A 22,778-nucleotide genomic window follows, 5' to 3' on the forward strand; every position below is an offset into this window, starting at 1 on the left:
TTGTTATGAGTACTATTCTTTCTTTAGCTCCACAGAATGTGTGGAAGCATTTTTATTCGTTGACTCAGATTCCCCGTCCGTCCGGACACATGGAGAAAGTGACTGAATTTCTGATTAACTTCGGAAAAGGCCTGGGACTGGAATCTTTCGTAGACGAAGCGGGTAATGTGATTATCCGTAAACCGGCAACTCCGGGCATGGAAAACCGGAAAGGTGTAATTCTTCAGGCACACATGGATATGGTTCCTCAGAAGAATAATGATACGGTTCATGATTTTGAAAAAGATCCTATCGAAACTTATATAGACGGTGACTGGGTAAAAGCCAAAGGTACTACGCTGGGCGCTGATAACGGACTGGGTGTAGCTGCTATCATGGCTGTATTGGAAGCAAAGGATCTGAAACACGGTCCGCTGGAAGCATTGATTACTAAAGATGAAGAAACCGGCATGTACGGTGCGTTCGGCTTGAAACCGGGTACGGTAAACGGAGAAATCCTGCTGAATCTTGACTCTGAGGACGAAGGCGAACTGTATATCGGTTGTGCCGGCGGTATGGATGTAACTGCTACGCTGGAATACAAGGAAGTAGCTCCCGAAGAAGGCGACGTCGCTGTTAAAGTAAGCCTGAAGGGCTTGCGTGGCGGACACTCCGGATTGGAAATCAATGAAGGACGCGCCAATGCCAATAAGCTGTTGGTACGTTTCGTACGTGAAGCGGTTGCCAGCTATGAAGCCCGCCTGGTAAGCTGGGACGGTGGTAATATGCGCAATGCGATTCCTCGTGAAGCGTGTGCGGTACTTGCCATTCCTGCTGAAAACGAAGAGGAACTGCTGGGCTTGGTGAAATATTGCGAAGACTTGTTCAATGAAGAGTTCTCTGCAATCGAAACTCCGATCAGCTTTACGGCAGAACGTGTGGAACTGCCTGCCGGTGAAGTGCCTGAAGAAATTCAGGATAATCTGATTGATGCCATCTTTGCTTGTCAGAATGGTGTGACTCGTATGATTCCGACCGTTCCCGATACGGTGGAAACATCTTCTAATCTGGCTATCATTACGATTGGCGGTGGTAAGGCTGAAATTAAGATTCTGGCCCGTAGCTCCAGCGATAGCATGAAAGAGTATCTGACTACCAGTCTTGAGTCTTGCTTCTCTATGGCAGGTATGAAGGTGGAAATGACTGGTGGCTATTCAGGATGGCAGCCGAACGTTGAATCGCCTATTTTGCATGCGATGAAGGAATCTTATAAACAGCAGTTTGGAGTAGAACCCGCTGTGAAAGTAATCCATGCAGGTTTGGAATGCGGTATTATCGGTGCTATCATTCCGGGGTTGGATATGATTTCGTTTGGTCCTACATTGCGCTCACCGCACTCACCGGATGAAAGAGCTTTGATTCCTACCGTACAGAAGTTCTATGACTTCTTGGTGGCTACCTTAGCACAGACTCCGACGAAATAAGATTTCTTTTCCTATTATATATAGGTATAATACAGTAAAAAGGCACGGAAGACATCTTCCGTGCCTTTTTGTCATATTTGCTGCCATCGATATTACAATTCTGTCTTATAACAAATAAATTAATTGATGCAAATCAATTAATATGCTATAAAACATAAAATTCTTTCCTTTTTCGGCTCAATCTATAAACAATGGTCGTATTTTTGTGTTATAAAACATGTAATTAGGAGGATAACAAAATGAAAAAGTTAGAAAGATTGTTTAGAAAGATCGGCAATGCCGATGTACATGTTTGGGGATACTCAACACTTGGCATACTCCCCAAAGAGAAGATTTAAGTTTTTTAGTTTTCAGGTATTAGTAATTTTAAAGGTTTAAAGATTATGGCAAAGAAAATGAGTTCATTAATTAGAAAAATCCTCAGTGAAGTAGGTCGCAACGAAATGCTTTCATGGGGGTACAGAATTGAGAAATGAGATTCAGTACATTAACTAAGCTTGAGTGGGGATGCGTTATTGAAAACGTTATCCCCACTTTTTATTCTGTCATTTAGGCTGGATAGTGGCTAATCCGCGTTCTTTATCTTTCTGTTTTCCATGTGCCGATAGTTCTCGTCGCACTATCAAAGTTTACCCCCACTTTTATTATTTTCCAGTCTCCCACCTGATAGGGAATGGCATACTCCTTACTATTAATTTGCGCCAATGCTTCTTCCGGTGTACCGTCCACTTTAAATTCAAGGACATAAAGGGTATCAGTTGTCATCCAACTCACGGATATCAAAGTTACTTTCTTGCAGGAGATCTATCAAAAAAGTGGGAGTACCGGTAGAAAACCAAAAATTCTCATAACTTTTTTGGGCAAATGCGTTGAATAAACTAAATGGATTATAAATGTCTTTGCTATTCTTACTAAAATGATATCCGTCATATTGTTGTCTCCTTCCATTGTTATTTTTGTATTTCTTTTCACATAACATATTCTTGGTATCTTCCCATATTACGATACGTTCTTTTAGCTCCTCACCTGTTTTATTTCTGTTTGTGTATATATCGGTCTTATGGTGAAAAAAGGATCTTCCTTAAAAAAAAGAATATTTAAACAGTCAGGAAGACGCTAATTACAACATCATATAAATATAGAATGAAAAAGTTCCGGTATTTGTAACTTTGATATTTACTCCTTTTATGAATTGGATAGTTTTGCGATTAAACTGAAGTAATTCTGATCTTAAACTGATTATTTGGTAACTTTGTTGAATTTTGATGATTCATTATGTTATTGTTGTCATGTTTGCTGTTGTTGATAAACTAGAGAAAAATAGCTTTCCGATACCTTTTTTATTACTTTTTCGCCGGTGATAAACAAGTTCCTCGGTGAGGAAAGAGTCGTTGGTTTAAAACCAACGGTCCTTTGGTTTTAAACCAATGAAGGATTTGTCAGTTAGAAAAGATGTATATTTTACGTACCTTTATGTGATTTTGGACTATATTTCTGCATATTATTGCACTTATTTATGCGATTTATTTGCTGGCTCACTATTTTTTGATCAACTGATTTCTTGATATAATCTTAAAAATCGAACATTACTACGAACTAATTGCATGAGATGGGCCAAACAACTCAGTCTTCACGTTTTTTTGTTTATAGTTCTTTGATAATAAGTTCTTCTCCCAAAATAGTTGGTAAAATGTTGGCACATTCGTTGTGTTTCGTCTTATTGCGTCTTCTCTTCTTCAAATTTGGCATTAGATGAGATAAGTCAATTATTGAATTTTAATTGAAAAAGAATAAATCTTTAAACTTTATTTCTTTACTTTGTTATTTATACAAAGAGGATATATCAAACTTAAACTGGAAAGATTATGAAAATAAAGCAGATTTGTATGCTGGTACTGTTATGGTTGGGAGTGATTCCGGCGGTGCAGGCTCAGACGTTCGACAAATTATGGAAACAAGTGGAGCAGGCGGAAAAGAAGAGTCTGCCTCAGACAGTGATAAAGCTGACAGGAGAGATTTATCAGAAAGGAGAGGCGGAAAAGAACTCCCCACAAATGCTGAAAGCGTATATGTGGCGAATGAAGTATCGGGATATGCTGACTCCTGACAGCCTTTATACAAACGTAAAAGAGTTGGAACAATGGGCAAAGCTGGCAGATAAACCGATGGACCGGGCTATATTGCATTCATTGATTGCAGGAATTTATGCGAATTACGCCGCTAATAACCAATGGCAACTCCGGCAGCGGACAGAGATTGTAGGCGAAGCTCCTTCGGCAGATATGCGGGAGTGGACAGCAAATATGTTTGTAGAAAAAGTCAAAACAAGTATTAAAGAAGCGATGGCAGACTCCGTGCTATTACTCAATACTTCTTCACGCACTTATATTCCTTTTGTGGAACTGGGCGAAACCAGTGAATATTATCATCATGATATGTATCATTTGCTGGCTTTCCGCAGCATTGAGGCATTGCAGCAGATAGAAGGACTGGATCGTGCCACTCCGGTAGAAGCTTATTCGGAGGATACTTCCTCTAAAAAGCAATCTCCGGTAAAACAGGATATTGAACGTATATATGAAAATATGCTCACTTCTTATAAAGCCAAAGGGGATAAGGAGGGATGTTTGCTGACGAATTTGAATTATCTGAGTTGGAAGCGTGATAGTTCGAAGAGTTTTCGTGAACCTTTCAGTGTGAAGAAAGGCGGTACTTATATGATGACGGTTGATCCTTATGAAACAGGTTTGGATGCACTGAAAACCGAGTATAAGTCATCGGATCTTTGTGCTGAAGTTTATTTGGCTCAGGCCAATTATATGATTGGGAAAGAACAGCAAACCGTTGCTTTGCAACTTTGTGATGAGGCGATCCGTTTATATCCCGGTTATCGTAGAATAAATGCGTTGAAGAATCTTCGCGAAGACATCCTGTCGCCGTCTCTGAATGTGACTGCGGCTGCAACGGCTTTTCCCGGTGAAGAATTTAAGATAAGAGCCTCGCACAAGAATCTGGACGGATTCACACTTCGTCTTTTCCAGGCAAAGAAATTGATAAAGGAGCAGCATTTTGCAGTCCTGCGTCCGGAAGATTATCGGACACAGGATACGGTGTTTACATTCCAGGCACCGGAAGTTGGAGAATATGTCATGCGTATCATTCCGGATATTCGTGCAAAGAGAGACAGTGAAAGCAAATTCAATGTTACACGTTTCAAGGCATTGACTTGCCGTTTGCCGGGAAATCAGTATGAAGTAGTGACACAGGACGGACAGACGGGACATCCTATACCGAATGCGAAAGTAACTCTTTATACAAATGACGAAAAGATATTGCAGGAATTTACGACGGGGACGGATGGAAAGGTTGTATTCCCCTGGAAATCCGATTATAGATATTTGAAGGCTGCCAAAGGCGCCGATACCGCTATGCCGCTTCAAGGTGTCTATGGCGGAAGCTATGGATATTACGGAGATGAAAATAAGACTTCGGAACAAATGACCTTGTTGACAGACCGTTCCTTGTATCGTCCCGGACAGACTGTATATGTGAAAGGAATCGCTTATACGCAGAAAGCGGATACGGCAAATGTGCTTCCCAATAAGGAATATACCGTGATATTGACAGATGCGAATAATCAGGAAGTCGGACAGAAAAAGGTCCGCACGAATGAGTTCGGGTCATTTGCCACTGATTTTGCGCTGCCTTCTGCCTGTCTGAACGGAATGTTCTCGTTGATAGTCGGAAATAGCAGGACAAGTATTCGTGTGGAAGACTATAAGCGTCCGACATTCGATATAACTTTTGAGAAACAGGCGGGAAGTTATCAACTGGGAGATCAGATAGAAGTAAAAGGTAAGATACAGTCTTATAGCGGCGTTTTATTGCAGGATCTTCCTGTGAAGTATACCGTGAAACGTTCAGCCTTTAGCCTGTGGCGGTTTGCGGAAAGCACGCAGATTGCTTCCGGTGAGGTGACTGCCAATGAGAACGGAGAATTTACAATACCGGTTCGTCTCGAAGAAAATGATGCTTATAAGAATGATGCCAGAGTATACTACCGCTATTCGGTAGAAGCCACTGCAACCAATGTGGCGGGTGAAACGCAGTCGTCTACAGATGTGATCTCGGCGGGCAATCGTTCGTTGGTTTTACAGACAGAATTGAGTGATAAGATTTGCAAGGATAAGCCGTTCCATACGGTATTCAAAGTACAGAATCTGAATGGGCAGCCTGTTGAAGTGAAGGGCACATTCTTTTTGTATCAGGCCAAAGATGCCGACTTCAAGAAGCTGGACGAGAAACCTATTGAGACAGGCGCATTCACTTCCAACGAAGAGATGACGATTCATTGGGGAAACCTACCTTCCGGACCTTATGTGCTGAAAGCAGTCGTCAAAGACGGACAGGGCAAGGACGTGACGGCTGATGCGAATACGATTCTTTTCGCTTGGGAAGATAAACGTCCGCCTGTTGAAACGCCCGTATGGTTCTATGAGGCGAATACAGAGTTTGATGCGGCGTATCCGGCAAAGTTCTGCTTCGGAACTTCGGAGAAAGATGCTTATGTGATGATGAATGTATTCTCCGGCAACGAGTTGCTGGAAAGCAAAGTTCTGAATTTGTCCGATACGATAGTACATTTTTACTATCCGTATAAGGAAAGTTATGGGGACGGAGTCTTCATCAACTTCTGTCTGGTAAGAGACGGACAGGTATATCAGGAACAAGTCCGGTTAAAGAAACGTCTGCCGGACAAGACATTGACCATGAAATGGGAAGTATTCCGCGATAAACTGCGTCCCGGACAAAAGGAAGAATGGAAACTGACGATTCATACTCCGCAAGGGCAGGCTGCCGAAGCGGAAATGTTGGCTACGATGTATGATGCCTCGTTGGATAAGATATGGAATAGAAAACAGAATTTCAGTATTTACTATAATCAGATCATCCCTTATTCCAATTGGATGAGCGGTTATTTCGGCAATAACTCCTTCAACTACTGGTGGAATCATAAATACCTTAAAGTGCCGGCAATGGAATTTGACCATTTTGTGACGCAGGGAACGATGTCGATGGACCAGGCGTTGAATGGAATGGTGCCGGGAGTGATGGTCAGAGGATATGGCGTGCAAAAGCAGGCCTCAATGACGGGCAGTATGATGATACGGGGCGTTTCGAGAAGTAAGGCGGAAGCAAAATATGTACCTGCTTTGGCTGGAAGTGTTGCTGAGGATGCAGTATTTGAATCAGAGTTAGTGTCAGTAGAGGCAGGCAAGCCGGACGGCGCATCCGAAGAAGAAACCCTTCCCGAAGCTCCCGCCGACCTGCGTACGAACCTTGCGGAAACAGCCTTCTTCTACCCGCAACTTCGTACCAATGAACAAGGCGAAGTTTCCTTCTCCTTCACTATGCCCGAAAGCCTGACCCGCTGGAACTTCCGTGGCTATTCTCATACCAAAGGTATGCTGATGGGCACACTGGACGGTGAAGCCACTACAAGCAAAGAATTTATGCTGACTCCTAATCTGCCTCGTTTCGTACGTGTCGGAGATAAGACATCTGTTGCCGCCTCCATTTCCAACATGACCGGAAAGCCGCAGGCCGGTATGGTGAGCATGATTCTCTTTGATCCGATGACGGAAAAGGTAATCAGCACACAGAAACAGAAGTTTACCGTAGAGGCCGGAAAGACAATCGGCGTCAGCTTCATGTTTACCGTGAGTGATAAATACGAGATACTGGGATGCCGGATGATAGCCGACAGCGGTACCTTCAGTGATGGCGAACAGCAGTTACTTCCGGTGCTCAGCAATAAAGAGCATCTGGTAGAAACGCTTCCGATGCCTGTCCGTGGAGAAGAAACACGTACTTTCTCTCTCGACAGCCTGTTCAATCACCACAGTAAGACGGCAACCGATCGTAAACTAACCGTTGAATTTACCGGAAATCCTGCCTGGTATGCTATTCAGGCATTGCCTTCATTGAGCCTTCCGGAAAATAATAATGCCATTTCATGGGCTACCGCTTACTACGCAAATACACTGGCTTCCTACATCATGAACAGCCAGCCGCGTATTAAAGCCGTATTCGATAGCTGGAAGCTACAGGGTGGAACAAAGGATACCTTCCTGAGCAACCTGCAAAAGAACCAGGAAGTGAAGAATATCCTGTTATCCGAATCTCCGTGGGTACTCGAAGCGCAAACGGAAGAACAGCAGAAAGAACGTATCGCCACTCTGTTCGATCTGAACAATATCCGTAGCAACAACATTGCCGCATTGACAAGATTGCAGGAATTGCAGAATTCAAGCGGAGCATGGTCGTGGTATAAAGGTATGACCGGCAGCCGTTACGTCACTACCTACATTGCCGAATTGAATGCCCGTCTGGCTATGATGACAGGTGAACAACCAAGCGGCACGGCGCTTGCCTTGCAGAAGAATGCCTTTACCTATCTCCATCAGGAAGCTCTGAAGGAATATAGAGAAATTCTCAAAGCACAGAAAGACGGTGTGAAGTTTACAGGTGTTTCCGGAAGTATCCTGCAATATCTGTATCTGATCGCTCTGTCCGGCGAACAAGTTCCGGCTTCCAATAAAGCCGCCTATACCTATTATCTGTCCAAGATAGGCGAAATGCTTCCGACCGCTTCGATGGATACGAAAGCGATTGCCGCTATCATTTTGGATAAGGCCGGACGGAAGAAAGAAGCTCAGGAGTTTATCGCTTCACTGAAAGAACATCTGACGAAGACGGACGAACAGGGAATGTTCTTCGCCTTCAATGAAAACCCGTATACTTGGGGCGGAATGAAAATGCAGGCTCATGTAGACGTAATGGAAGCGCTGGAACTGACAGGCGGAAATAACGATACCGTAGAAGAAATGAAACTCTGGCTGCTCAAACAGAAACAGACCCAACAGTGGAATTCTCCGGTAGCTACTGCCGATGCTGTCTATGCCTTACTGATGAAAGGCGTAAACCTGCTCGACAATCAGGGAGACGTGCGTATTGTCATTGCAAAGGAGGTGCTGGAAACTGTCTCTCCAAGCAAGACTACCGTACCGGGACTGGGCTATATCAAACGCTCGTTTACACAGAAGAATGTAGTGGACGCCCGTAAGATAGAAGTCGAAAAGAGAAATCCGGGCATCGCATGGGGAGCCGTTTACGCGGAATATGAATCACCCATCAAGGATGTGAGACAACAGGGAGGAGAACTGAATGTGCAAAAGCAACTGTATGTGGAACGTATGGTGAACAATGCTCCTCAACTACAGCCTATTACAGAAAAGACCGCTCTTCAGGTAGGCGATAAAGTAGTTTCCCGTTTGAGCATTCGTGCAGACCGTCCGATGGACTTCGTACAGTTGAAAGACCAGCGGGGCGCCTGCTTCGAACCGATCGGCAGCGTATCCGGTTACAACTGGAGTAATGGAATCGGCTATTACGTAGACATCAAGGATGCTTCCACCAATTTCTTCTTTGACCATTTAGGAAAAGGAGTGTATGTGTTGGAGCATAGCTATCGTATCAGCAGAGCGGGAACCTATGAGACAGGTTTGGCAACCATGCAATGCGCCTATGCGCCGGAATACGCTTCCCACTCGGCTTCGATGACAATTATTATTAAATAACGCAGGGAGAAGATTTCTTCCCCACCGGTGAGCAGGGCACTCGCCACCGATGAGGAAGGTGTTCCCCACCGATGAAGGCTTCCTTCATCGGTGGGGAACTTTTTGTTGGTGAATACCGCGTTGCAGGAGTTGTCACAGGGTAAAGTATTTTCTCAAACGGTGTTAATCTATGTAATCTGTGATGAAAAACTCATCTAAAACTCCTACATTTGTGGACCAAAATAAAATATATCACATGAAACGTACTTTACTATTGATATTTACTCTGCTTACTGTCACTTTGGCGGCTGTTGCCCAACCCCGTATTTCCTCTAACAAGGAGACGCACAACTTTGGACAAATAGAATGGAAAAAGCCGGTAACAGTAGAATATACCATCACCAATACCGGAAACGAACCGTTGGTGCTGACCAATGTCACGACTTCCTGCGCCTGTGCCGTAGCCGACTGGACAAAGGAACCCATTGCTCCGGGTGCCAAAGGAACTGTGAAAGCCTCTTTTGACGCGAAAGCGCTGGGACGTTTTGACAAGTCGATAGGCATATACAGCAATGCCACTCCGAATCTGGTTTATCTGAAATTCACCGGTGAGGTAGTGCAGGAAATCAAAGATTATTCAAAACTTCTTCCGTACGCCATCGGCAATATCCGCATTGACCGTGACGAGTTCTCCTTCCCCGATGTCTATCGCGGACAGCAACCGTCCATGACGTTCAGCATTGCCAATCTTTCCGACCGTCCGTACGAACCGGTGTTGATGCACCTGCCTCCTTATCTGAAGATGGAAGCGGAACCTAAAGTACTGCTGAAAGGTAAAAAAGGAACGATCAAGCTGACACTGGATGCCAGCCAGCTACAGGACTTCGGACTGACACAGACCTCTGTCTACCTGTCCCGTTTCTCCGGTGATAAAGTGAGTGAAGACAATGAGATACCCGTTTCGGCCATTCTTCTTCCCGATTTCTCGCGTATGACGGAGAAAGATTCTTTGAATGCTCCTTCCATCCACATCTCGGAGACGAATATTGACCTGAGTATTCCGTTGATCAAGAAGAATAAAGTCAGCCATGATATATTGATCGCTAATGCGGGAAAGACCCCGTTAGTCATCAGCAAGCTACAGGTATTCAACTCTTCTGTAGGAGTAAGACTGAAAAAGACGGTCATTCCGCCGGACGGAATGACTAAGTTGAAAGTGACGATCCACAAGCGGGATGTAGGTAATAAGAAACATCATTTACGTATCTTGATGATTACAAACGACCCGTTGCGTCCGAAAGTTGAAATAAATATCAAACGCTAACTCTTATTGCCATGGAACATCCTGAAAATAACGAAGAATATAAAGGACTCGTTGTCAATAAAGGCATCGAACAGCCCTCATCCGTGAATCCTTATTTGAAACGTAAGCCCAAAAAGCGTCAGCTTTCGGTAGCGGAATTTGTAGAAGGTATTGTGAAAGGCGATGTCACTATTCTCAGTCAGGCTGTGACACTGGTAGAGAGCGTGAAGCCCGAACATCAGGCTGTCGCCCAGGAAGTGATCGAGAAATGTCTGCCTTATTCCGGCAATTCCATCCGTGTAGGTATCAGTGGAGTGCCCGGTGCGGGAAAGAGTACCTCGATTGACGTATTCGGTCTGCATGTGCTCGAAAAAGGCGGTAAGTTGGCGGTGCTGGCTATCGACCCGAGCAGTGAGCGCAGTAAAGGCAGTATCCTGGGAGACAAGACACGTATGGAACAACTTTCCGTACATCCCCAATCGTTTATCCGCCCCAGCCCCTCAGCTGGTTCGTTGGGAGGAGTTGCCCGGAAGACCCGTGAAACGATTGTGCTCTGTGAGGCTGCCGGATTCGATAAAATCTTTGTGGAAACCGTCGGAGTGGGACAGAGCGAAACGGCTGTTCATTCTATGGTGGATTTCTTCCTGCTGATTCAGTTGGCAGGTACGGGAGATGAATTGCAGGGCATCAAACGAGGAATCATGGAGATGGCGGACGGTATTGTCATCAACAAAGCCGACGGAGATAATCTGGAACCTGCCAAGTTGGCTGCCAGCCAGTTCCGTAATGCGCTGCATCTGTTTCCGGCTCCCGAATCGGGATGGATTCCGAAGGTGCTGACTTACTCCGGTTTTTATAATATCGGCGTGAAGGAAATCTGGGACATGGTGTATGAATATATCGACTTCGTGAAGAAGAACGGTTATTTTGACTATCGCCGTAATGAACAGAGCAAGTACTGGATGTACGAAACGATCAATGAACAGCTCCGTGATAGCTTCTATCACAATCCTCGGATTGAAGCGATGCTTCAGGAGAAGGAACAACAAGTGCTGCAGGGAAATCTTACTTCGTTTATCGCTGCTAAGAGCCTGCTGGATACCTATTTTGACGAATTAAAACGATGATAATGCAGAAACAGTGATGGATTAAAACGACCGAACATTTACCCCCGATAACTATACCCTAATTAATAACCAATTGTTAACTTTACACCTGATGAACAAAACCTTATTAACTGGGCTTTTGTGTTGTAGTTTGTCAATACAGAGCTTTGCAGACCAACCGTTAGAAGGATTCACCTATGGTTCGGTGAATGCTCCTACAGGAAAAGAGTGGGAATCTCCCGAAAACCTGGCGCTCAACAAAGAGCAGCCGCATGCTTATTTCTTTCCGTTCCAGCATTTGGATAATGCCCGCAAGGTATTGCCAGAAAACAGTAAGTTCTGGCAGTCACTCGTTGGTGACTGGAAGTTTCACTGGGCACCCGACCCCGACTCCCGCCCCAAAGATTTCTATCAGACTGAGTATGATGTCAGCTCATGGGATGCGATTCCCGTACCTTCAAGCTGGAATATCTATGGCATTCAAAAGGACGGAAGCCAGAAGTACGGAACGCCTATCTACGTCAACCAACCGGTCATCTTCCAGCACAGCGTGAAAGTGGATGACTGGCGCGGAGGTGTGATGCGTACTCCTCCTGCCAACTGGACTACTTACAAGGATCGGAACGAAGTAGGTTCCTTCCGCCGTGATTTCGAAATCCCGCAGGACTGGGACGGACGCGAAGTCTTTATCAGCTTCGATGGTGTCGATTCATTCTTCTATCTGTGGATCAACGGTCAGTACGTAGGTTTCTCCAAGAACTCGCGTAATGCCGCTAATTTCAATATCACTCCCTATTTACAGAAAGGCAAGAACACCGTAGCCGCCGAAGTGTATCGTAGTTCGGACGGTTCCTTCCTCGAAGCGCAGGATATGTTCCGTCTGCCGGGCATCTTCCGTACGGTTGCCTTGTACTCGGTTCCCAAAGTTCATTTCCGTGACTTGGTTGCCACACCCGATTTGGATGCGACTTATACGGACGGTTCTCTGACTGTCAATGCCGAAATCCGTAACCTGGATAAGAAAGCCATCAAAGACTACAAGGTATATTACTCTTTATATGCCAATAAATTGTACTCTGATGAGAATACCTTAGTAGATGGATTTTTATCTCCTGTGATCGACAAAATCACTCCGAATGAAACAGGCAGTGTTCAGACTGTTCTTAAGGTAAAGGCTCCTAATAAGTGGTCGGCTGAATTTCCTTATCGCTACACGTTGGTAGCCGAATTGAAGGATAAGAAGAACAGAACCGTTGAAATGGTTTCCACCATTGTCGGTTTCCGCAAAGTGGAGATTAAGGATACTCCTGCTTCCGAAGATGAATTCGGACTTGCCGGACGTTATTATTATGTGAACGGAAAGACGGTCAAACTGAAAGGGGTGAACCGCCACGAATCCAATCCGGGAGTAGGGCACGCCATTACCCGTGAGATGATGGAGAAAGAGATTATGCTGATGAAGCGTGCCAACATCAATCATGTACGTAATTCACATTATCCGGATGATCCGTATTGGTATTTCCTGTGCAACAAATACGGTATTTATCTCGAAGATGAGGCGAATATAGAATCGCACGAATATTATTATGGTGCTGCCTCCCTCTCTCATCCGGTGGAATGGAAAAATGCGCACGTGGCACGTGTGATGGAAATGGTGCGTGCCAATGTCAACAATCCTTCTATCGTTATCTGGTCGTTGGGCAATGAAGCCGGACCGGGCAAGAACTTTGTGGCGGCTTATGATGCTTTGAAGAAGTTTGATACTTCCCGCCCTGTGCAATATGAGCGTAATAATGACATTGTAGATATGGGTTCCAACCAATATCCGTCTATCGGCTGGGTACGTGGAGCCGTGCAGGGGAAATATGATATCAAGTATCCGTTCCATATATCCGAATATGCCCATTCAATGGGAAATGCCTGCGGTAATCTGATAGATTACTGGGAGGCTATGGAGTCGACCAATTTCTTCTGTGGCGGTGCCATCTGGGATTGGGTAGACCAGTCTATGTACAATTATGACCCGAAGACAGGTGTCCGTTATCTGGCTTACGGCGGAGACTTTGGCGATACTCCCAATGATGGTCAGTTTGTAATGAACGGCATCGTGTTTGGTGACCTTGAACCGAAGCCTCAGTACTATGAAGTGAAAAAGGTATATCAGCACATCGGCGTAAAGGCGATAGATACTGAGAAGGGTGTGTTTGAGATCTTCAATAAGTACTACTTTAAGAATTTGGCGGAAGATTACCAGTTGGTATATTCGCTTTATGAAGACGGCAAACCGATAATGACCGGTAAACCGATGGATATCAATGTAGCTCCGCGCCAACGCACACAGATCACTCTGCCGTATGATCATGCCTCTCTTAAGAGAGATGCGGAGTACTTTATGAAGCTGCAGTTTATACTGAAAGATCAAAGACCTTGGGCTGCCAAAGGCTTCCCGATGGCAGAGGAACAGATTTTGATAAAGGAGGCTACAGATCGTCCGTCCATCAGTGAAGTAACTGCCAATGCAGCAAAACTGGATGGATTTGTGCTGGACAAGGATACGAAGCGCATCCTTATAAAGGGAACTGACTTTGAAGCCATATTTGACCCGCAAACCGGAAGTATCTACAGTCTGAAGTATGGCAACGAGACTGTTATCGCCGATGGCAACGGTCCGAAGCTCGATGCTCTCCGTGCTTTTACAAACAATGATAACTGGTTCTATGCTCCCTGGTTCGAACATGGTTTGCACAATCTGATTCATAAAGCAACTGAATATAAAGTACTGAATAAAGGCAATGGCACTTTGGTGTTGAGCTTTACAGTAGAATCTCAGGCACCGAATGCCGCACGCATTAAGGGCGGTACAAGCTCCGGTAAGAATAGCATCGAAGAATTGACCGACAGAAAATTCGGTAGCAATGACTTTAAATTTGTCACTAACCAGATATGGACAGTGTATCCGGACGGTTCTATTGAATTGCAATCCAGCATTACTTCCAATCGTTCAAGTTTGGTTCTGCCACGTTTGGGTTATGTGATGAAAGTTCCCCAACAATACAGTAACTTCACTTACTATGGACGCGGACCGATAGATAACTATGCCGACCGTAAGAGCGGACAGTTTATCGAACAGTATACGAATAGCGTAGCAGGTGAGTTCGTAAACTTCCCGAAACCTCAGGATATGGGCAATCACGAAGATGTTCGCTGGTGTGCATTGACCAATCAGGCAGGCAATGGAGCTGTCTTCGTAGCTACCGACCGTCTTTCGGCTTCGGCACTTCAGTATTCGGCTCTCGACTTGATTTTGGCTTCCCATCCTTATCAGTTGCCGAAGGCAGGCGATACCTATCTGCATTTGGATTGTGCAGTGACCGGTCTGGGTGGTAACAGTTGTGGTCAGGGAGGTCCTCTCGTACACGACCGTGTGTTTGCCAACCAGCACAGCATGGGCTTCATCATTCGTCCTGCCGGTAAGGAACTGAGTGTTGTTGCCAATGTTGCCCCTGCGGGAGATCTTCCTCTGTCTATCACACGCACACCTGCCGGAATGGTCGAATTGACTTCGGCAAAGAAAGATGCTGTCATTTGTTATAGCATTGACGGAAGTAAGAAAGTGCAAGAATACACAGAGCCTGTCCCTATGCGTAACGGAGGTACGATCAAGGCATGGTATAAGGATAGTAAGGATATCAGCAGCACGATGAAGTTTGAGAAAATAGAAAGCATTCAGACGCAAGTTGTGTACGCCAGCAGCCAGGAATCGGGTGAAGGCGATGCTTCTCATCTGACTGACGGTGATCCGAATACCATCTGGCATACCATGTATTCGGTGACAGTTGCCAAATACCCGCATTGGGTAGATCTGGATGCCGGTGAAGTCAAGGAAATCAAAGGCTTTACTTACCTGCCACGACAGAATGGAGGAAACGGTAATATCAAGGATTACTCTATTCAGGTCAGCATGGATGGAAAAGAATGGGGAGAGCCTGTTAATAAAGGAATATTCGCAAGGGACTCCAAAGAAAAGAGAGTCTTGTTTGACAAACCGGTGAAGGCGCGTTATATCCGTTTCACGGCTTTAAGCGAACAGAACGGACAGGATTTTGCGTCCGGTGCGGAGATAACGATTCTGGCTAACTAAGAATTATTGAATATATAGCAGAAAGAGACTGACTCAAAGTCAATAATATCTCAAATGAGGCTGACTAAAAAGTCGGTAGTATCTAAAACTCTCCCCCTTCTGGAAGCTACCCTTTATACACAAGTATATATTATTTTTTTTATCTTTGCTTGATGTTATTAGAGACAGATCAAATTCGTGATCCTCGGCTTTTGCGACGTTTAAACTTAATTTGCTCTCAGATGGTTGTCCATCAAAGTGCTATAGTGAATCAATTTAGTAAGGAACATAAAGAAAAGATGGGTGCTTATAGATTTTTGAACAATTCCTCAGTCAGTTCTGATGCTATCTTATCAGGTCTGATACAAACTTGCTGTAAGAATGCTTCCGGTCGTAAGCATTTACTGTGTATTCAAGATACCTCGGAGATAAACTATGAGGCTCATGTTGAGCGAATGAAGAAAAAAACAGCCAGTCCCGGCATTGTCGGTCAAAGGCAATGTGGTACTTTTTTGCATCCTGTCTTGGTAGTGGATGGCTCCAGCCATATTCCTATAGGCTTTTCTTCGGTCAAGCAGTGGAATCGCTCACCGGATGCTTTAAGTCGTGAAGAACGTAATTACAGATATCAGCCTATAGAAGAAAAAGAGTCATATCGTTGGATAGAAAGTGGAATGGCTGCCAGTGAGCAAATGCCCCGGGATGCAGTTAAAACGATCATCGGTGACCGTGAAGCGGACATTTTTGAACTTTTCAGCCGTATCCCTGCTGATAATGTTCACTTGCTGATACGTTCTGTTCATGAAAGGAATTGTCGGTTGGATGATCCAGACTGTTCTCTCCATCTGAATACATTAATGGAGCAGGCTGTTCTACGGGCAGAGTATAGCTTTGAAGTGCTCCCGGGAAGCGGACGTAAGAAACGGGTAGCGTGCATGGAACTTCGCTTTGAAAGAGTCACCTTGTGCGCTCCTGTTAACGGTCCGGCAAAGGGCAGTCCCCCTGTTAGTCTTTATTGCATACATGTTAAAGAAAAATCTTCCAGTACACCGGTAAATGAGAGCCCTATTGAATGGAGACTGCTAACTACACATGTGGTGGAGACTGTAGAACAAGCAATTGAATGTATCGGTTGGTATCGTTGTAGATGGCTGATTGAAGAGTTGTTCAGAGTGCTCAAAAGAAAGGGATTCATGATTGAGGACGCACAGTTGGAAACAGTTTCGGCATTACAAAAACTAATCTTAATTTCCTTGCAGGCAGCCCTGCAGGTGATGGTACTCAAACTTTCTTTTGATAAAGAAGATGAAAAACTCTCTTCAGAAATCTACTTTACAAGCAAAGAAATAGAATTATTACATATAGTAGGAAAAAAGAGTGAGGGAAATACAAAAATACAGCAAAATCCATATAAAAAAGAATCAATGGCATGGGCAGCATGGATTATTGCAAGGTTAGGAGCATGGAGTGCATACAAGAGCCAGTCCATTCCAGGATATATAACCTTTAAGAATGGACTGGATAGATTTTATACACAGTTTGAACTGTATGAGTTTATCAGATAAGACTTGTGTATAAAGGGTAGCTTCTGGAAGGAGGAGTACCCGTAGGGGGAGGTGGTAGGTGAATGCATAATCCTGTCATTTACAAAGAAATAGGAACAAACATTATTTCTCCTACCACCTCGGTCTTCGACCACTCCTCCTTCCCGAAGGAGGAGATTTGAGATACTACCGACTTTTTAGTCAACCCCATTTTAGATACTATCAACTTTTTAGTCCGCCTCTTTATTTTATCGGTATGAGGAAACTCCTACAACTCCTTTCCCACCTTCTCAAAATCCGCCTTAGACTTACTCTGCGTCACAATATACACACCCAGAAACACAAGTGTAATGGCAATTCCTTTTTCCCAGCCGAAGCTCCCGATTCCCATGAGGATTGCTGCAATCGTAGCCACAATCGGCTGCATATAATTATACATACTAACCACTGTAGGACGGAGTAATCTCTGAGCCGTCATGATGCAGAGATAAGCAAGGAAACTTCCTCCCAGTACGACATACAATACCTGCAAAATGGCAACCGTCGGAATGCTGGCCCATTGAATGACCGAAAAATCTTGATAAGAGAAAGGAATATAGCACATCGAAGCATAGATAAACATCCACTTATTGATGGTCACTGCCGAATATCGCTGAGACAACCCCTTGAACACCGTCAGATAGATGGAGAAACTGATTTGCGCAACCAGACAAAGCAAGTCGCCGATCAGACTTCCGTTACCGCTACTCGCTGCCTGACTGCTCATAATAAGGATAAGCGCTCCCATAGCCCCCACGAAAATACCCAGTACTTTTTTGTTCGTAATCGGTTCTTTCAGATAAATAGCTGCCACAATCATGGTAACTATCGGCAGAGTAGTCGTTACGATGGAAGCGTCGATAGGCGAAGTCATCGAAAGCCCGAAGATAAATACCCCCTGATTGAAAACCAGAGCAAAGAGGGAAGCAAAGAAAATCTTCAGCATATCACGGTGGTCCACATGCTCCTGTTTGCAGAAGATGGAAAGTATCCAGAATGCCGCTGCCGCTCCTACCATACGAAACGTGGTGACGGAGATAGCGGAAAACTCCTGAAGTGCCGATTTGCCGATAGGAGACATCAGTCCCCACATAACGTTTGCCGTAAGTGCAAACAGATGTCCATGCAGATTCTTGTTATTGCCCATAAGTTCGTGTATACCTTTTAATTGTTACAAAGGATGAAAACTGCTGCAAAGGTAACCAATTTGTCGCATGATTTGTTTATATTTGCCTTGATTAAAATTGAATATTATGGAACAACAGGCAGACTATATCCGGCGGATCGAGATCAAAGGACTCTGGGGCCGCTTTAATATACAATGGGATTTGCGTCCGGATGTGAATATCCTTTCCGGCATCAACGGAGTGGGAAAGACCACTATTCTGAACCGTTCGGTGGGATACCTCGAACAGCTTTCCGGCGACATACAGCTCTCCGGTGAAATGAAAAGCGACGCGAAGAACGGAGTACACCTCTTCTTTGATAATCCCGAAGCGACTTATATCCCTTACGATGTGATCCGCAGCTACGACCGCCCCTTGATTATGGGTGACTTCACGGCACGCATGGCAGACAAGAACGTGAAGTCCGAACTGGACTGGCAACTGTATCTGTTGCAGCGCCGCTATCTCGATTATCAGGTCAATATCGGCAATAAGATGATCGAAATGCTTTCCAGCAATGACGAGGAACAGCGCAGCAAAGCCGCCACCCTGTCCCTTGCCAAACGTCGTTTTCAGGATATGATTGACGAACTTTTCAGCTATACCCGCAAAAAGATAGACCGCCGTCGGAATGACATAGCCTTCTATCAGGACGGAGAACTGCTGTTTCCATACAAACTCTCGTCCGGTGAAAAGCAAATGCTCGTGATTCTGCTGACAGTGCTCGTGCAGGACAACAGTCACTGTGTCCTTTTCATGGACGAACCGGAAGCCTCCCTGCACATCGAATGGCAACAGAAACTGATTTCAATGATCCGAGAACTGAATCCCAATGTGCAAATCATTCTGACCACCCATTCGCCTGCCGTCATCATGGAGGGCTGGCTGGATGCGGTGACAGAGGTGAGCGATATTTCCACCGAAACGGACGGATTCAGACTCACCCCGACTATTAATTGTTAATGACAACTTCTACATGGCAACTTCACTACGCGATAATCTGACTTCTTCTTACTTCAATGCTGCCCACAAGCTGTATTCCAAAAAGGCTCGCCGGCGCATCATTGCTTACGTAGAGAGCTATGATGATGTTGCTTTCTGGCGCACATTACTCGAAGAGTTTGAAGATGACGAGCATTATTTTCAAGTGATGCTCCCTTCGGCCACCTCATTGGCAAAGGGTAAGAAGATGGTACTCATGAACACGCTGAACACCGCCGAACTGGGCAGAAGTCTGATTGCCTGTGTCGACAGTGACTATGATTTCCTGTTGCAGGGAGCCACGAACACATCCCGAAAGATCAACCGGAACAAATACATATTCCAGACCTACACATACGCCATCGAAAACTATCACTGCTTTGCCGAAAGTCTTCACGAAGTATGTGTACAGGCCACATTGAACGACCGTTTTATACTGGATTTCAACGCTTATCTGAAACGGTATTCGGAAATCGTATACCCGCTTTTCCTGTGGAACGTGTGGTTTTATCGCCAACGGGATACGTATACTTTCCCGATGTACGACTTCCATACTTATACCTCTTTGAGGGAGATCACTCTGAAACATCCGGAGCATAGTCTGGAAGCACTGCAACACCGGGTTAATCAGAAACTTTCTGAACTGAAAAAACGCTTCCCCGGTTCTGTCAACCAAGTGAACGGATTGCGGTCGGAATTAAAGGAACTGGGACTCGTCCCCGAAACCACCTATTTATATATGCAGGGACATCACGTGATGGATAATGTCGTGATGAAACTTCTGATTCCCGTCTGTACCGCCCTGCGCCGGGAACGGGAACAGGAAATCAAACGACTGGCGGAACATAATGAACAATTCAGGAATGAATTGACTTGTTATCAGAACAGCCAGGTGAATGTCGAAATCATGTTGAAGAAGAACGTCGCCTATAAGCGACTCTTCCACTATGACTGGCTGAGGCAGGACATTCAGGAATATCTGGGCAAAGGAGAATAAACAAAAGGGAACTAACTAAATAAGGGAATAAACTAAAAGAGATACTATTTTATGAAAGAAGTGATTGATACAGTGAGTGTGGCATTGGCAAATGGAGATACGGAGAATGTTGGCAATGTCGTGATGCAGGAGGTCAACCGTACGTTGCTCTCGGCAGGTGTGGATGAAGTATGGGCGGACAAAATAGATAATCTGATCGTATTGCTGTTTATTATCGGAATAGCTTTCTTGGCTAACATAATCTGCCGTAAAATCATTTTACGGGTGGTAGCCAAGCTGGTGAAGCAGACCAAAGCTACCTGGGACGACATTGTATTCAACCATAAAGTGATGGTGAATGTCAGCCGGATGGTAGCGCCTATCCTGATTTATATTGCCATTCCTATCGCATTCCCCGAACACGCGGATTCTGACTTGCTCGATTTCCTGCGGCGTCTCTGTCTGATATATATCATTGCCGTTTTTCTTCGTTTCATCAGCGCTTTGTTTACGGCTGTCTATCAAGTCTATAGTGAGCGGGAGCAGTATCGGGACAAACCGTTGAAAGGACTTTTGCAGACGGCGCAAGTGATTCTTTTCTTTATAGGAGCCATCATTATTATAAGCATTCTGATCAATCAGAGCCCGATGGTCTTGCTGACCGGCTTAGGAGCGTCTGCCGCTATTCTGATGTTGGTTTTCAAAGACAGTATCATGGGATTTGTATCCGGTATTCAACTTTCTGCCAACAATATGCTGAAGGTGGGCGACTGGATCACCATGCCGAAATATGGTGCGGACGGTACAGTGATAGAAGTTACGCTGAATACCGTGAAGGTGCGTAATTTCGATAATACGATTACGACCATTCCTCCTTACCTGCTGATCAGCGACTCTTTTCAGAACTGGCAGGGAATGCAGGAGTCCGGCGGACGCCGGGTGAAGCGTTCCATTAATATCGATATGACAAGCGTGCGCTTCTGTACACCGGAAATGCTGGAGAAATATCGCAAGATACAGTTGCTGACAAATTACGTAGATGAAACGGAGAAAGTGGTAGAAGAATATAATAAGGAGCATGATATTGATAATTCTGTGTTGGTGAACGGGCGGAGGCAGACCAATCTGGGAGTTTTTCGTGCCTATCTGACCAATTATTTGCGGAGCCTGCCCACTGTTAATCAGGATATGACCTGTATGGTACGCCAGCTTCAGCCTACGGAAACCGGCATTCCGCTGGAACTTTATTTCTTTTCTGCCAACAAAGTATGGGTTGCCTACGAAGGCATACAGGCAGACGTGTTCGACCATGTACTTGCCATCATTCCGGAGTTCGGCCTGCGTGTCTTCCAGAATCCGTCGGGTGAAGACCTGCGGCGGATAGGAGTGAAGATAGAACACTGATTTAAAAGATAGAATACTATATATTTTAAGAACGATACATACTGTTAACCATTATTGATTATGAACACACCTATACCCAACCAGATTATCCGTGAAATTACACCTTTGTCCGACAAAGACTGTTTCTATATTGCAGAACGTTATAAGACGGAGTTTACCTATCCGATTCATAATCATTCTGAATTTGAACTGAACTTTACGGAGAAGGCTGCCGGAGTCAGGCGTGTAGTAGGAGATTCCTCCGAAGTGATAGGAGATTATGATCTGGTTCTGATCACGGGCAAAGACCTGGAACACGTATGGGAACAGAATGAATGCTGCTCCAAAGAGATACGGGAGATCACCATCCAGTTCTCTTCCGACCTGTTCTTCAAGAGCTTTATCAATAAGAACCAGTTCGACTCTATCCGCCGGATGCTGGATAAAGCTCAGAAAGGACTTTGTTTCCCGATGTCCGCCATACTTAAGATATATCCATTGCTGGATACGCTTGCTTCCGAGAAACAAGGGTTTTATGCGGTGATCAAGTTTATGACGATCCTGTATGAACTTTCTCTCTTTGAGGAAGAGGCCCGGACATTGTCCAGTTCTTCTTTTGCCAAGATTGATGTTCATTCCGATAGCCGCCGGGTACAGAAGGTGCAGGAATATATCAATCTCCATTATCAGGAAGAAATCCGATTGGGACAGTTGGCAAGCATGGTCGGGATGACTGATGTGTCATTCAGCCGTTTCTTTAAGTTGCGTACAGGGAAGAACCTTTCCGATTATATCATTGACATCCGACTGGGATTCGCTTCGCGGTTGCTGGTAGATTCTACGATGTCTATCGCAGAAATTTGTTATGAGTGCGGGTTCAATAACCTGTCTAATTTTAATCGTATCTTTAAGAAGAAAAAGGATTGTTCTCCGAAGGAGTTTCGCGAGAACTACCGGAAGAAAAAGAAACTGATCTAATTTCTCTGTTTTCTCGTATACTTTACTAATCTGTTTCTCTATTAGGGCTGACTAGAAAGTCGGTAATATCTTAAATGGGGTTGATTAAAAAGTCAATAGT

The 22,778-nt window shown here is 44.8% G+C and carries 11 protein-coding genes and 1 pseudogene; 10 read left to right on the forward strand and 2 right to left on the reverse strand.

Annotation, left to right across the window (positions count from 1 at the left end; all coding sequences use genetic code 11):
- Positions 1 to 5 precede the first annotated feature (5 nt).
- Positions 6 to 1,463, forward strand: a complete 1,458-nt coding sequence (locus ACHLI0_RS18605) for an aminoacyl-histidine dipeptidase (protein WP_132060092.1) — start codon at positions 6 to 8, stop codon at positions 1,461 to 1,463.
- 579 nt (positions 1,464 to 2,042) lie between these two features.
- On the opposite strand, the pseudogene ACHLI0_RS18610 reads toward ACHLI0_RS18605, so the two are convergent.
- A pseudogene (locus tag ACHLI0_RS18610) lies at positions 2,043 to 2,403 on the reverse strand (PD-(D/E)XK nuclease domain-containing protein); the annotation flags it as partial.
- 925 nt (positions 2,404 to 3,328) lie between these two features.
- Between ACHLI0_RS18610 and ACHLI0_RS18615 the strand changes: the two are divergent.
- The 5 genes from ACHLI0_RS18615 (at position 3,329) to ACHLI0_RS18635 (ending at position 17,176) form a co-directional block, all read left to right on the forward strand.
- Entirely contained in the window at positions 3,329 to 9,103 is a 5,775-nt protein-coding gene (locus ACHLI0_RS18615) for an alpha-2-macroglobulin family protein (protein WP_490749797.1), read from the forward strand.
- Positions 9,104 to 9,338: 235 nt separating this feature from the next.
- Positions 9,339 to 10,406: a DUF1573 domain-containing protein gene (locus tag ACHLI0_RS18620; RefSeq protein ID WP_008760932.1), complete on the forward strand. Its 1,068-nt coding sequence runs from the start codon at positions 9,339 to 9,341 to the stop codon at positions 10,404 to 10,406.
- Positions 10,407 to 10,417: 11 nt separating this feature from the next.
- On the forward strand, positions 10,418 to 11,512 hold the full coding sequence (gene meaB, locus ACHLI0_RS18625) for a methylmalonyl Co-A mutase-associated GTPase MeaB (RefSeq protein ID WP_008760933.1): 1,095 nt from the start codon (positions 10,418 to 10,420) through the stop codon (positions 11,510 to 11,512).
- Positions 11,513 to 11,603: 91 nt separating this feature from the next.
- A complete protein-coding gene (locus ACHLI0_RS18630) occupies positions 11,604 to 15,632 on the forward strand; it encodes a glycoside hydrolase family 2 TIM barrel-domain containing protein (RefSeq protein WP_490749798.1) in 4,029 nt (1,342 codons plus the stop codon).
- Positions 15,633 to 15,853: 221 nt separating this feature from the next.
- Positions 15,854 to 17,176, forward strand: a complete 1,323-nt coding sequence (locus ACHLI0_RS18635) for an IS4 family transposase (RefSeq protein WP_490748799.1) — start codon at positions 15,854 to 15,856, stop codon at positions 17,174 to 17,176.
- A 247-nt stretch (positions 17,177 to 17,423) separates the two neighbouring features.
- Here ACHLI0_RS18635 and ACHLI0_RS18640 read toward each other — a convergent pair whose 3' ends face one another.
- Complete coding sequence (locus ACHLI0_RS18640) at positions 17,424 to 18,341, reverse strand: DMT family transporter (protein ID WP_490749799.1); 918 nt, start codon at positions 18,339 to 18,341, stop codon at positions 17,424 to 17,426.
- A gap of 106 nt (positions 18,342 to 18,447) precedes the next feature.
- On the opposite strand from ACHLI0_RS18640, the gene ACHLI0_RS18645 reads away from it, so the two are divergent.
- Genes ACHLI0_RS18645 through ACHLI0_RS18660 form a run of 4 tightly spaced genes read left to right on the forward strand, consistent with a single transcriptional unit; the run spans position 18,448 to position 22,678 of the window.
- Positions 18,448 to 19,323, forward strand: a complete 876-nt coding sequence (locus ACHLI0_RS18645; RefSeq protein WP_490749800.1) for an AAA family ATPase — start codon at positions 18,448 to 18,450, stop codon at positions 19,321 to 19,323.
- A gap of 13 nt (positions 19,324 to 19,336) precedes the next feature.
- Positions 19,337 to 20,338: a DUF4435 domain-containing protein gene (locus ACHLI0_RS18650; RefSeq protein ID WP_490749801.1), complete on the forward strand. Its 1,002-nt coding sequence runs from the start codon at positions 19,337 to 19,339 to the stop codon at positions 20,336 to 20,338.
- Positions 20,339 to 20,389: 51 nt separating this feature from the next.
- Positions 20,390 to 21,721 (forward strand): mechanosensitive ion channel family protein, encoded by a 1,332-nt coding sequence (locus ACHLI0_RS18655; RefSeq protein WP_258894534.1) that lies wholly within the window; start codon positions 20,390 to 20,392, stop codon positions 21,719 to 21,721.
- Positions 21,722 to 21,781: 60 nt separating this feature from the next.
- On the forward strand, positions 21,782 to 22,678 hold the full coding sequence (locus ACHLI0_RS18660) for an AraC family transcriptional regulator (protein WP_413555610.1): 897 nt from the start codon (positions 21,782 to 21,784) through the stop codon (positions 22,676 to 22,678).
- Positions 22,679 to 22,778 lie beyond the last annotated feature (100 nt).

This window comes from Bacteroides sp. RCH18, from assembly GCF_058231005.1.